The organism is Nocardiopsis sp. NPDC006832 (assembly GCF_040635885.1).
In the GTDB taxonomy this organism is placed as follows: domain Bacteria; phylum Actinomycetota; class Actinomycetes; order Streptosporangiales; family Streptosporangiaceae; genus Nocardiopsis.
In genome coordinates this window covers 50,488-63,943 of the sequence record NZ_JBEYLC010000039.1, presented here as the reverse complement: position 1 = coordinate 63,943, position 13,456 = coordinate 50,488, and the positions used below count along the sequence as shown (strand labels likewise).

The 13,456-nt window shown below is 70.3% G+C and carries 9 protein-coding genes; 5 read left to right on the top strand and 4 right to left on the bottom strand.

What is annotated here, in order from left to right:
* The 3 genes from ABZ717_RS18665 to ABZ717_RS18655 all read right to left on the bottom strand — a co-directional run.
* A partial coding sequence (locus ABZ717_RS18665; RefSeq protein ID WP_358511970.1) for an amino acid adenylation domain-containing protein occupies nt 1-4,774 on the bottom strand: 4,774 nt, incomplete at its 3' end.
* 65 nt (nt 4,775-4,839) lie between these two features.
* A complete protein-coding gene (locus tag ABZ717_RS18660; protein ID WP_358511967.1) occupies nt 4,840-6,198 on the bottom strand; it encodes a serine hydrolase domain-containing protein in 1,359 nt (452 codons plus the stop codon).
* Nucleotides 6,199-6,813: 615 nt separating this feature from the next.
* Complete coding sequence (locus ABZ717_RS18655) at nt 6,814-7,056, bottom strand: hypothetical protein (RefSeq protein WP_358511964.1); 243 nt, start codon at nt 7,054-7,056, stop codon at nt 6,814-6,816.
* Between the two features lie 276 nt (nt 7,057-7,332).
* On the opposite strand from ABZ717_RS18655, the gene ABZ717_RS18650 reads away from it, so the two are divergent.
* The 5 genes from ABZ717_RS18650 (at nt 7,333) to ABZ717_RS18630 (ending at nt 12,611) form a co-directional block, all read left to right on the top strand.
* Nucleotides 7,333-8,562: a sensor domain-containing protein gene (locus tag ABZ717_RS18650; RefSeq protein ID WP_358511961.1), complete on the top strand. Its 1,230-nt coding sequence runs from the start codon at nt 7,333-7,335 to the stop codon at nt 8,560-8,562.
* A complete protein-coding gene (locus ABZ717_RS18645) occupies nt 8,550-9,203 on the top strand; it encodes a response regulator transcription factor (protein WP_358511958.1) in 654 nt (217 codons plus the stop codon). The genes ABZ717_RS18650 and ABZ717_RS18645 overlap by 13 nt, the downstream gene beginning before the upstream one ends.
* Before the next feature lie 124 nt (nt 9,204-9,327).
* Nucleotides 9,328-9,954, top strand: a complete 627-nt coding sequence (locus ABZ717_RS18640) for a TetR/AcrR family transcriptional regulator (protein ID WP_358511955.1) — start codon at nt 9,328-9,330, stop codon at nt 9,952-9,954.
* 51 nt (nt 9,955-10,005) lie between these two features.
* Nucleotides 10,006-10,908: an alpha/beta hydrolase gene (locus tag ABZ717_RS18635; RefSeq protein ID WP_358511952.1), complete on the top strand. Its 903-nt coding sequence runs from the start codon at nt 10,006-10,008 to the stop codon at nt 10,906-10,908.
* 17 nt (nt 10,909-10,925) lie between these two features.
* The gene (locus tag ABZ717_RS18630) at nt 10,926-12,611 is read left to right on the top strand and encodes a fatty acid CoA ligase family protein (RefSeq protein WP_358511949.1); all 1,686 of its coding nucleotides are present in this window, start codon (nt 10,926-10,928) and stop codon (nt 12,609-12,611) included.
* A gap of 102 nt (nt 12,612-12,713) precedes the next feature.
* Here the strand turns inward: ABZ717_RS18630 and ABZ717_RS18625 are convergent, their stop codons facing one another.
* Nucleotides 12,714-13,346, bottom strand: coding sequence for a hypothetical protein (locus tag ABZ717_RS18625; protein WP_358511946.1), 633 nt, complete (start codon nt 13,344-13,346; stop codon nt 12,714-12,716).
* Nucleotides 13,347-13,456: the final 110 nt, after the last annotated feature.

Sequence of the window (13,456 nt, the reverse complement as noted above, 5' to 3'; positions counted from 1 at the left end):
GAGCGAAGAAGTCATCGAAGACCCCCACCCGCTCCACACCCAACACCGAAGCGAACACCCCGGCCAACACACCCTCGACCTCAGAACGCGGGGCCACCGTCTCCCCCGGTCCGTCGAGGTCCGGCTCGGGCAGCGCCCGCCGGTCCACCTTGCCGTTGGCGTTCAGCGGCATGGCCTCCAGCACGACCGCGGCCGAGGGAACCATGTACGCGGGCAGGGCCCGGGAGAGTTCGGTGAGCAGGGCCTGCCCGCCACCCTCCGGCAGTCCCTTCTCGTCCGGCACCACGTAGCCGACCAGGCGTCGCGCCCCGGACGGGGACCGGTGAACGAGCACGGACGCCTCCGCCACCCCGGGCAGGGCCAGCAGCGCGGACTCGATCTCTCCCGGCTCGATCCGGAACCCCCGCAACTTCACCTGGGAATCCGCCCGACCCACGTACTCCAACCACCCGTCGACGTTCCACCGCACCAGATCACCCGTGCGATACAAACGACCACCCGAACCGAACGGATCGGCGACGAAACGCTCCGCCGTCAACCCCGAACGCCCCCAATACCCCCGCGCCACACCCGCACCACCCACGTACAGCTCGCCCACGGCCCCCGGAGGGGTGCGGCGCAACAGCGGGTCCAGCACGTGCAGCCGCATGCCGTCGAGCGGGCCGCCGATCGGCATCGGGACGGGCACGGCCCCCGGCAGGGGGAATCGGGTGGCGAAGGTGGTGGTCTCGGTCGGTCCGTAGACGTTGGCGATCCGCGTACCGGGGCAGGCCTCGACGGCCCGCTCCATCGCCTGCGGATTGGCCGCCTCGCCACCGGTCATGACCTCGCGCAGACCCTCGAAGCAGGAGGGGTCCTGGGAGGAGTAGAGGTTGAACAGCGCGGTGGTGAGGAACACCCCGGTGACCCCGTGCGCGCGGACGGTCCCGGCGAACTCCTCGGCGTCCATGCGCCCGGGCGGTGCGACGACCACGACACCGCCGTTCAGCAGCGGCGCCCAGATCTCGTAGGTGACGGCGTCGAAGGCGTGGGAGGAGTGGAACAGCACACGGTCGTGGTCGCCGCCGGTCCACAGCCGGTCGTGGGCCAGGCGCACGACGTCCTCGTGCGTGACCGCCACGCCCTTGGGCCTGCCGGTGGAACCGGACGTGAACATCACGTAGGCCAGGCTTTGGGGCAGGACGCGTGCCTCGGCCTCCGGCGGGGCCTGCGCATCGGCCCGGGAGCGGACCGAATCGGCCTCGGGCCCGTCCAGGTCCAGCACCGGAAGTCCGTCGACGCCCTGGACCCGCCCCCGCGACGGGGCATCCGTCAGAACACAGACCGCTCCGGTCTCCCGCGCCAGCCACGCCACACGTTCGGCCGGATCATCGGCGTGCACGGGCACATAGGCGGCGCCCGCGCGTGCGGCGGCCAGCATGGCCACGACCACGTGCGCCCCGCGCTCCAACACGAGCAGCACCGGCGACTCGTCGCCCGTGCCGTGCGCGCGCAACCGCTCGGCCAGGGCGGCCGAGCACGCGTCGAGCTCGGCGTAGGTCAGTTCCGTGTCCGCCGAGGTGACCGCGAGCCCGTCGGGATCGAGCGCGACCCGCCGTGCGAACGCCTCCGGGACGGTCTGCTCCGCGCCCTCGGGGTGGGTCCCCTCCCACTCCGCCAGAGCCCGCTCCTGGGCGTCGGTGCGCACACCGATCCGGGCGACCGGCCGGTCCGGGTTCGTGGTGAGCGCGGTGGCGAGCCGGCGGACGCCCTCGACGAGCGCGGCGATCCGCTCGGGGTCGTACAGGTCGGTGTTGTACTCCAGGTCGAGTCTGAGCCCGCCCCCGCGCTCCTCGAACTCGAAGACCAGGTCGAAGAGGGAGGAGGTGCGGGGCAGGTCGAAGGGCGCCACGTCCAGGCCGTGCAGGCCGAGTGCGCCCGTGTGGGCGTTCTGCAGCACCAGGAGGGCCTGGAAGACGGGCGTGCGGGACTGGTCGCGTTCGGCGACCACCGCGTCCACGACCCGGTCGAAGGGGAGTTCGTGGTCGAAGGCGGCCAGAACGGTGTCGCGCACCCCGTCCAGGAAGTCCCCGGCGGTGGCGCGGGGGTCCACCCGGGTCCGCACCGCGACGGGATTGACGAAGAAACCGACGACGTCGTCCACCTGGTGGTGGTCGCGCCCCGCCGAGGCCACGCCCAGGGTCACGTCCGCGCTACCCGAGGACGCCGACAGCAGGAGCTGGGTGAGGGCCGTGAGGGTCACGAACAGGGTCGCTCCCCGCTGATGACCGAGGTCGCGCAGGGCGGCGGTGACCTCCGGCGAGAGTTCGGCGCGGTGGACCGCCCCGGCCGTGGTCCGGACCGCCGGACGGGGGTGGTCCGCGGGAACCTCGGCGGCCCGCGCGTCCTCCAGCTCCCGGGTCCAGTACTCCAGGTGTTCCCGCTCGGTCTCCCGAGTCCAGCGGTTCCGCTCCCACACGGCGAAGTCGGCGTAGTCCACCGGTGCGGCGCCGGCGCGCTCCGGGACGGTGCCCTCGACCCGGGCGCGATAGAAGGTACCGAGGTCGCGGACGAGGATGTCGACGGACCAGCCGTCGCAGGCGATGTGGTGCGCGCTGAGCACGAGGGCGTGGTCGTCCGCTCCCATGCGCACCAGCAGGGCGCGGAAGGGCGAGCCGTCCTCCAGGTCGAAGGGACGCTCCGTCTCGGCCCTGAGCAGTGCCTCCAGCCGCCGTTCCCGGTGCGCCCCGGACTCTGTCAGGTCGGTCCGGGACAGCGGGACCTCGGTCCGTCGGGGGGCACGGACGTGCTGCACCGGCCCCTCGTCGGTGGAGGTGTAGGTGGTGCGCAGTGCCTCGTGGCGGGCCTGGAGGTCGCCCAGGGCCTCGTGCAACGCCGGGACCGACAGGTCCCCGCGGATTCGGTAGGCGCTGCCCGTGTAGTACTCGACGCTCTCGGGGTCGTGCTGGTGGAGGAACCAGAGGCGGCGCTGGGCCGCGGACAGCGGCAGGGGGCGGTCCCGGTCGACGGGCTCGATGGGCCTGGGAGCCTCCTCGCCGGTGATCCCCTCGGCGGCGACGCGGGCCGGCGTGCGCAGGGTGAAGATCGCCCGGCGGTCCACGCCTCGGCCCAGGCCGGCCTCGATCCTCGACAGGGCGCGCGCCGCGAGGATGGAGTCCCCGCCCAGGTCGAAGAAGTCCTCGTGGCGGCCGACACGCTCCAGTTCCAGGACGCGGGCGAACTCCTCGGTCACGACGCGTTCGGTCTCGTCCTCGGGCGCCGCGTACTCTCGTCGGACGGCGTCGGGCGCGGGCAGCCGGTCGTGGTCGATCTTGCCGTTGGGTGTGGTGGGCAGGGCCGCGAGCACCACCACCACGGAGGGCACCATGTGGTCGGGCAGGACCTCCCTCAGGCCCCGTAGGACGGTTTCCTCCTCCGGGTCGGCACCGCCCGGCTCACCCGCCACGTAGGCCACGAGTCGACGGATGCCGGGCCGGTCCTCGCGCACCAGGACGGCGGTGTTGGCCACCTCGGGAAGAGCGATGGCGGCCGTCTCGACCTCACCGGGCTCGATCCGGAAGCCACGGAGTTTGACCTGCTTGTCGACGCGACCCCGAAACTCCAGGGCGCCGTCGGACAGCACGTGCACTCGGTCTCCGGAGCGGTACATCCTGGCTCCGGGCGGCCCGAGGGGGTCGGGCACGAACCGCTCCGCCGTGAGTCCGGGACGGCCGTGGTAGCCCCGGGCCAGCCCCGCCCCGGAGATGTACAGTTCACCGCTGCCACCCGGACCCACGGGGCGCAGGTGGTCGTCGAGCACGATGACCCTGGTGCCGTCGACGGCGTGTCCGAGGGGCGGGACGCCATCACCGGACAACGGTTCGCTCATGGTGGCGCACACGGTGGTCTCGGTGGGCCCGTAGCCGTTGAACACGTCGCGCCCGCGCGACCACAGCTCCACGATGGCCCCGGGGCAGCTCTCACCCGCGACCATGACCGACCGCAGATCACGCAGACCGGTCGGGTCCAGCCCCGGAAGCACGGCGGGGGGCAGGGTCACGTGGGTGATGCGGTGGTCGGCCAGGGTACGCACGAGCGCGTCGCCCAGGAGCGCGTGTCGTGGCAGGACCACCAGGGCGGCGCCGTTGAGCAGGGCCATGCACACTTCGAAGAACGAGGCGTCGAAGCTGGGCGACGCGAACTGGAGCACTCGGGAATCGGGGGTGACGTTCATACGGACCCGCTGGGTCCGTGCCAGGTCCTCGATGCCTCGGTGGGTGACCAGTACTCCCTTGGGACTGCCGGTGGAACCAGAGGTGTAGATGACGTAGGCGACGTCGTCGGGCAGGGGCCCGGCACCCGGGAGCGGAGCGGTGCCCTCCAACCGGTCGGAGTCGACGGTGGTCACCACCGAATCGCCCTGCCAGGGTGTGTCCGCGCCGGTCACGACCAGGTTCACCCCAGAGTCGGCGAGCATGTGGGCCAGGCGCTCGTCGGGGTAGGCGGGGTCCAGTGGCAGATACGCGGCGCCCACCCGGGTGATCGCGAGCAGGGCGACCACGAGGTCGACCCCGCGCCCCAAGTGGACTCCTACACGGTCCCCCGGCACCACGCCGGAAGCGACCAGGCCCCTGGCCCGGCGCTCGACGAGGGCCTGGAGTTCGGCGTAGGTGAGGGTGAGCTCCTCCGACACCAGGGCGACGGCCTCCGGTCTCTGGGCCACCCGCGCGGCGAACAGGGCCGAAAGGGTACGGGTGGGCTGGTCGGTGCTGGGGGAGGCATCGGCAGACAGCACGTTCACTACTCCTGTGTGGGGCGGCCCGGGAACGGACCCGAAGTGGCTGGAGGACGGATCGGGGCTCAGGCCCGGGAACGCACGGGAGCGGACGTGCGTCGCAGGACGCGGCCGTTGTACTGCATGGACGCGATGGTGGAGGGATCGTCGGTCGCACGCAGGAAGCGGCCGTCGAAGGACATGCCGCCGAGATCGCCCACCGTCACGGAGAAATAGAGGTCGGTGCCGGCGACGAGCGGTCCGGAGAAGCCATTGGAGAGGGTGAACCACAGGGTCCCGTCCCCTTGGTGGGTGACCTCGACGGCGAGGTCACCGTTGGCGTAGCGCCCGGTGACGTCCACGCCCGTCCTCCGGGGTCGGCTCACCGGTGTGCGCTGCCGGTAGTGCCCCACGTCCAACCCGAGGTCGCCCAGCCCGGACACCAGGTCCTCCCACAGCCGGATCCCGGTGGTGCCGTTGGTGGTCAGAGCCACCGCGACGCGCCCCACCGGGTCGACACGCAGGTTGCAGGTCCCGCCGTCGAGTGTGCCGTCGTGGCCGTACCAGAAGCGATCCGTCGCCAGGTGGAGGGCCCAGCCCGCGCCCCAGCCGTCGGCCAGGCCGAAGGGGTCGGCGGAGGGGACGGCTCGGCCCATCTCATCGAGGATCGTGGCGTCGGCGATGTCGCTCTCCAGCACCGCGTCCTCCGGAGCCATGAAGGATCGCGCGAAGTCGACCAGGGTGGTCGCGCTTCCACCCAGACCACCCGCCGGGGTCAGCTCGGGCTCGATGTGGAAGTCCACCGGCTCGGTGAGACCGGTGGTGGTGTCCACCGCGTGTCCGCTGACCAGACCACTCGGCGCCTTGGGGCTTCGGGCGTCGTGCACGAAGGCGAGGTCGAGGCCGGTGGGCAGGGCCAGGTAGGACTCCAGGGTCTCCCACCAGCCCTGGCCGGTGACGGCTTCCACGACGTGGGCCGCCAGGGCGTACCCGCTGTTGGAGTAGGAGAAAGCGCTCTCGGGGGAGCCCACCGATTCGCTCCGCAGGAGGGAGGCGGCGTAGTGGCGCAGGGGTTCGGCTCGCGCCGGGTCCGCTTCGTGGTCGGAGACGAGTCCCGCCGTGTGGCTGAGGAGCTGGCGCAGGGTCGTGACGTGTGCCGGGTGGCCGGTGGGCAGACCGCGAACGTTCAGGTGGTCGGTCAGGGCCGCGTCGAGATCGAGGTCGCCGTCCTCCACCAACTGCATGACCAGGGCGGCGGTGAAGATCTTGGACACCGATCCGTAGGCGAACCGGGAGGCCGGACCGACCGGCCGCCCCGAGCCCGTGTGCTCGACCCCTTCGGCCAGCTCGTACAAGGTTCCCTCACGGTAGACCGACAGCTGGGCCCCGGGTACGGCGTGCTCACGAACCAGGCTTCTGAACAGGCCAGACAGCTCGTTTTCCAAGATCAACTCCTAAGAATAAAAGCTTGAAATACTTGCAACCTGGGCCACACATAACGCCCCGTGCCCACAGGGAAAGCATCAGTACCGCGAACTGATACTTACCTACACCCCCACCCCATGGCAAACCATACGGCCAAGACCTTAATACATCGGCCAGAAGCCCGATAAAAATGGGACGCAGTTCACAAATTCACCCGGGAAGCGATCTTCGAGATAAGCCGAACCAACATCGATCGGACACTCACAAGACCACCCTGAACAGCAAAAACTTCCTCCAGAGCGATACCAACCGGACCGACGCCAAAGATGAACCGCCCGCAAAGAAAAACCCCCTACACGCGTTCACTGGTATCACCAAAATGAATCGAGCGGGGCAACTTCTCGCAACATGAAAAATATTCACAAACGCAATCGACCTCGCAAAATCACACAGAGCTATATTTCGATAGAGTAGGGCTACCGGAAGCAATGGCCGCATCCGGCCATTCCATTAATAAAACGAAGACAACTGGTAGCAACACAAAAAAGGGCGAGAGAAGATCTCTCACCCTTTAACAATTCCTCGGTCGAGCCGAGCGTGTGGGTCCCCGGCGGATGTGCGCCTTCGGCCCGGTCTCAGCCGCGGTGACGGAAGTGGTCCACGATCAACAGGACGATGCACAGAACCGTCGCCAGGCCGAACGCCAGACTGATCAGGGCGTTGAATCCGCCCAGGGAGGTGACGGCGTTGCCCGCCGCGCCGAGGATGAGCAGTGTCCACAGCACGCCTCGGAACGCCGCACGTCGCCCCCTGGGGGCGACGTCACCTCGACGCCCCTGTTCGGCGGGGGTGTTCGAGAACCTGTAGGGGTCGGTCATGTCGTGTTCTCCTGTGGTCTCGGCCGCGCGGACGGGCGAGGGACAACCGTCATGACGGCCCGTGGGTTGGGCACGCACACCACCCTAGGAACCCCCCGTCCCGCCATCCATCCCGCTGTCTGCCCGCCCGGGGTACAGCAGGCTGTACCCGTCCGCTCGGCCCGAACCGCCGCCGGGTCGGGCGGGTAGGGTTCTGCCGTGCCCCCGCAGGAGACGAACACACCCCCCGGCCCGGCGACACGGAGCGGTTCGCCCACCCCCGTCCGGAACCTCACCGTGACCGGGCTCCACAACATGTTCCTCAGCCTGGAACGGCTCTCGGGAGGGCTGCTGACCGGGTTGGCCGCACTGTTCACCCTGATCTTCCTGGCCGCGGTCGCCCTCACCTCCTTCCTCGGGATCGGTCTGCTCCTCGTACCCGCCGCCCTGCGCCTGCTGCGCACGGTGGCCAACTGGGAACGGGACCGATTCCTGCGCTGGGGTTCCGAGATCATCCAGCCCTACAGTGACGAGGTCCCGCGCGGCCCCCTTCGGGCGCTGGGCTCACTCCACGACGACGTCCAGGTGGGGCGGAACCTCCTGTGGCTCGTGTGTCACTCCTTCCTCGGCCTGCCCCTCGGCCTGTTCGGGGTCCTGCTCCCGATCATCGCCGTCCGCGACGTCACCTTCCCCTTGTGGTGGCACCTACTGCCCCCGAACACTGCGGGCGCCTCGGTGGGGCTTCCCGTGCACAGCTGGCCCGGCGCCCTGGCCGTCGGCTTCCTGGGCCTGGCCTGGTGCGCCATCATGTTCGGCCTGAGCCCGACGTTGGCACGTGTCCAGGGCCTGCCGGGCAAGTGGTTGCTCGGATCGCGTTCCCAGGCCGTCCTCACCGAACGCATCCACCACCTCACCGCGACACGGGCCGCCGCGCTCCAGGCCCACACCACCGAGCTGCGCCGGATCGAGAGGGCCCTGCACGACGGCGCCCAGAACCGGCTGGTCGCCGTCACGATCCTGTTGGGGACCGCGCGGCGGGCCGTGCGCACGTCCCCCGAGGAGGCCGATGACGTCCTGGAACGGGCACAGAGCGCCGCGGAGGACGCCCTGGCCGAGATGCGTGGACTGATCCGGAGCATCCTCCCGCCGGCTTTGGAGAAGAGGGGCCTTGAGGGCGCGCTCAACGCGTTGGCCGGTGGCTGCCCGGTGCCCTGCATCGTGGAGGTCCATGGCCTGAAGCGATACGCCTCCAGCATCGAGGCCACGGCCTACTTCATCGTGGCCGAGGCCATCACCAACATCACCCGGCACAGCGACGCCACGCGCGCCCGGGTCAGCGTCACCGAAAGGGAGAACACGTTGCGCATCGACGTCCATGACGACGGCCGTGGTGGGGCCGGTGAGGGGGCCGGCACCGGTCTGGCCGGGATCCGCACGCGGGTCGAGGCACACGACGGGTCGTTGACCGTGACCAGCCCCATCGGTGGGCCGACCCACCTGCACGCGGAGCTACCGTGCGCATCATGATCGCCGAGGACGACACGCTCCTCAGGGAAGGGCTCGCCGCGCTGCTTCGGGGAGAGGGGTTCGAGATCGCCGCGACGGTGGGCGATCCCGACGCCTTGATCGACGCCGTGACCGAGAAGGCACCGGACCTGGCCATCGTGGACGTGCGCATGCCGCCGACCCACACCGACGAGGGGGTGCGGGCGGCGATCCGCGTCCGCGAGATCCACCCCGGTCTGCCGGTGCTGGTGCTCTCCGCCTACATCGAGCAGTCCTTCGCCAGCGACCTGATGGCGGTGAGCGCCTCGGGCGTCGGCTACCTCCTCAAGGAACGGGTCGGCCGGGTGGACCGGTTCCTTGAGGCCCTGCGCCGGGTGGCCAAGGGCCAGACCGTGATCGACCCCGAGGTGGTCACACAACTGTTCGCGCGGCAGAACGCCGACGAGGCGCTCGGCAGGCTGAGCCCGCGCGAGCGCGACGTGCTGGCGCTCATGGCCGAGGGCCTGGGCAACGCGGCCATCGCCAAGCAGCTGTTCGTGACCGACGGGGCGGTGCACAAGCACATCCGCAGCATCTTCGGCAAGCTCGGTCTCTCCCCCGACGACAGATCGGACCGGCGTGTGGCCGCGGTGTTGCGTTACTTGGACTCCGAACGCGCCTGACCCCTACCGCCGGTTCTTCCATGTGGGCGTCCACGTCCGCGCCCGACCGTTCTCCGGGCTCCAACCCTCGGGGTGACGCATCGCCTTAGTCTGTGTCCCGCACACACACGAGGAGGACTCAGACGTGGTCGGGATCCGCAGGCAGCGCCAGGAGCGCACCCGTGAGGCATTGCTCGACGCCGCCACGACGGTGTTCGCGAGTTACGGATACGGCGCCACTTCCATTCCACGGATCGCGCACGAGGCCCGGATGTCGACCGGTGCGATCTACTCGAACTTCAGCGGCAAGCGGGAACTCTTCCTGGCCGTGGTCCGACGCGTGGTCGAGGCGGGCGCGGCCTCGCGTCGACACCACGCCGACGTCACCGCCGACCACGACGAGCTGATCGCCCGGATGGTCACCAACTGGACCTCCACGATCGAGACCGCGCCCGACATCGTCCTCCTCATGGCCGAGTTCTGGCTGTACGCGCTGCGGCATCCTCCGTTGGAGGAGGCCGTCGCGCAGCTGTTGGCCGAGGTGCGGACCAACCTCTTGACGAACATCGTCGACGCCGGTGTGGTGGCCGATCCCGACGTGGCGAAACGGCTCGCCGGCGCAGTGCAGGCCATGGCGTACGGGTACGCGATGCAGCGGCTGGTCGACGAGAACGCGGTCTCGCCGGAGCAACTCGTCGAGTCGGTGGGCTGGCTCCTGCGCGGCGCCGTTCCGCCCGCACAGGGGGTTGTGGCGGGCACCACATCCCAGTAGCCTCCGATTTCAGAGAATGATCATTCTCTGAAATGCGACATGGAGGCCCTGATGGGAGAAAGCACGCAAAAATCCTCCGATCCCGGAAGTCGACCCGACGACGCCACACTCGAACGGTTCCGGCATGACGGCGTCGAGGTCGCGGTCCGACGTGCCGGCGACGATGGACCCGGCGTCGTCATGCTCCACAACGGCGGCACCTCCCACGGCATCTGGCGGCACCAGATCGCCGACCTCGCCGCCGACCACCGCGTGGTGGCCATCGACCTACCGGGCTTCGGTGCCTCTCCCATGCCGCCCGAGCCGATCGACCTCGCCGCGCACGTGGACCTGGTCGCGGCCCTCGTCCGGCACGACGGGCTCTCCCCCGTCACGCTGATCGGCAACTGCATGGGGTCGGCCATCGCCGCCGGGGTAGCCGCCCGCGACCCGAAGAACGTGCGGGCTCTCGTCATGGTCAACCCCCTGACGGACGCGACGTTCCGCCGCGGTGGCCTCGGGATCCTCATGGCCCCCACCGAGGCCTGGTCGCCGGTGACCGCTCCGGTGCGGGCGGCGCTGCGTCGAATCCGTGTCCCCCGCGCCGCCGTCCCCTTGGCGCTCCGCTTCCAGTTGGGTCCGGCCGGTGTCCGCGCCGGGCTCCACCACGACCCGGAACTGACCGCCTGCATGCTCCGGAACGACCAGACACCGGCCCTCACCGACGTCCTCACGGACCTGCCCGCCAGTTACCGCATCGTGCGCGGACCAGACGGGCCCCCGCTCTGCACCATCTGGGGCGCCCGCAACCGGGTCCTGTCACCGGTCGCCGGGGTGCGCCTCGACGCCCTGCTGCGCTCCGAGCACCGTGTCCTGGTCCACGACGCGGGCCACATGCCCATGCTCGAACGGCCCGAGACGGTGACCCAGGAGATCCGTTCCTTCCTGGACAACGTCGACTCCCCCGCCCGATGACCCCGGAGGTGCCCCCGATGACGGGACCGACCCCCACCACCCCCGACCGCATCCGCGTCGCCGACCGAGTCCTGGACGTGGCGCGCGCCGACCCCGACCGCGTCGCCATGGTCCAGACCGACAGTGGGCGCGACGGTGTCCTCATCCACCGCAAGCGGACCTATGGCGAGCTGTCGGACCGCGCCGAACGCCTGGCCGAAGGCCTGCGCGCCACCGGGATCCGAGAGGGCACCCTCTGCTCGTTCATGGTCCCGCCGAGCTTCAACGCGCTCGTGCTGGGCACGGCGCTCTTCCGTGTGGGCGCCACGCTGGTGGGCATCGAGCCCTACAGCCACGGCATGCGCCGGGTCCGGCAGTGCCTCGACCGGATCGGCCCGGAGGTGTTCTTCGGTACGCCCCGCGCGCACCTGGCCAAACGGCTCTTCGGTTGGGGCAGGCGGACGGTGCGTCAGGAGTTCGTCGTGGACGGCGCCTGGCCGGGCGTGCGGTCGATGGACGACCTGCTGTCGGACCGGGCTCCGGACGTACCGGAACCCGCCGACGTCGAACCCGGCGATCCGGCCGTCATCGCCTTCACCACCGGCAGCACCGGCAAGCCCAAACCCACGGTGCTGCGCCAACGCAACTTCGCCGCCATGGTCGAGTTGGTCGGCGCCCAATGGGCGCTCGGTGACGGCGGCGACGTGATCGACATGCCCACGTTCCCGATGTTCTGGATCATCGCGCTGTCGGCCGGCGGGCAGGTGGTGGTCCCCCCGATGGACTTCACCATGAAGGGGCCCGGCGACGCCGACCCGGCGGCGCTGCTGCGCACCATCGAGGAGCGCGGCGTCCGGTCGATGTTCGGTTCGCCCGCCCTGCTGCGAAACCTCTCGGCGCACGCCCGCCGCGAGTCGATCACGGTGGAGAGCGTGCGGCGTATCGTCGCGGGCGGCGCCGAGGTCCAGGGGCCGCTGTACGCGGCGGTTCGGGACATGCTCGGCCCCGAGGGCGAGCTGTACTCCAACTACGGGGCCACCGAGGCGCTTCCCCTGTGCGAGATCTCGGGAACGACGGTGTTGGAGGAGACCTGGGAGCGCACCGAACGCGGTGAGGGCCTGTGCGTGGGTCCGGGCCTGCCCGGTGTCGAACTCCGGATCGTCCCGGTGACCGAGGGGAACATCGCCGACATCGGTGACGTGGAGGCCCTGCCGGCCGGTGAGGTCGGTGAGGTCATCGCCCGTAGCCCGCACATCAGCGAGGACTACTTCCAAGACCCGGTCGCCACCGCCGCGAACAAGGTCCCCGATCCGGACGGCACGGTGTGGCACCGGTTGGGGGACGTCGGACACCTCGACGACCAGGGCCGTCTGTGGTTGGGCGGACGACGTTCGCATCGGGTCATCACCCGGGGCGGGATCTTCCTGCCGTTGCGGGTCGAGCCGGTCTTGGCCACCCACCCGGCCGTCCACCGGGCGGCCCTGGTCGGTGTGCCCCGGGCGGGGAGCATCGCCGCGGTGGTCTGTGTCGAACGCTCCGACGAGGACCGACGCGACTCCGCGACGGTGGCCGCCGAGCTGCGCGCGCTGGCGGAACGCAACGAGTCGACCCGGGGCCTCACCGAGTTCGTCGAGGTGCGGCGCCTTCCCGTGGACCGTCGGCACAACGCCAAGATCGACCGACCGGCGTTGGGGGCCTCGTTGGCCCGTCGAAGAAAGCGGTGACGCGGGGCCCGCTCGGGGCAGGGGCGGGTCCACGGTGGTGCGAACCGGGCCACCGATGATCGAGGACGTAGGACCCGCCCCTGGGCGATCGCGGCCATGCCGTCAGTCCATGGACGCCATGATCTCCTCGGCGACCCGGAGCGCGCCCTCCGACAGTTCGTCCTGGTCGGCCTCGCCCATACGGTCGTAGGTCACCTCCACGAGGACCTGGCCGTCCACGACCGTCACCCCGGCCCCGTCGCCGACGCCCTCACCGGTGACGGCGAACTCACCGAGGTCGACGTCCGGGTCGGCGTCCTCCTCGCTGTAGGAGGCGAGGGTGCTTTCGACGTAGGGCCCCTCGTGGACCTCCATCGAGAAGTGGATCGTCCCGCCCGCCGCCGAGACGAGCATGCAGCTCATCCGCAGCCGGTCGAGGTCGTCCAGGTCATCGGGGTCGGGGATGCCCGTCGTCCCGTGTGTGTCGCTGCGCGTGTCCTCCTCTCCGAGGAGGTCGTCCAGGGTCTCCTCGGAGAGCACGGTGCACAGGTTCTCGGGGGCGATCGTCAGGGGGTCGACGAGGTCTCTCTCCGGCCGATCGTTCTCCCCCTCCTCCGGTTCCCTTTCCGTCTCGGGTGCGTCGGCGGCGGCCGCGTCCGTTTCGGTCGTCTCCGGATCACCTCCGCACCCGCTCAACATCAGGGCCAGGGCCAGACCCGAGGAGAGGGCGGCGGAGGCGGACATGTGCTTGGGCACGAAGGGCCTTTCTCAAGAGGTTGGAACGACGTCGCCACCCTAGAACCCAGAGCGACGGGCCGATCGCCCGGGGCCGCGCACCTCGACGTGGTCCATGCCCCGCGTGACGG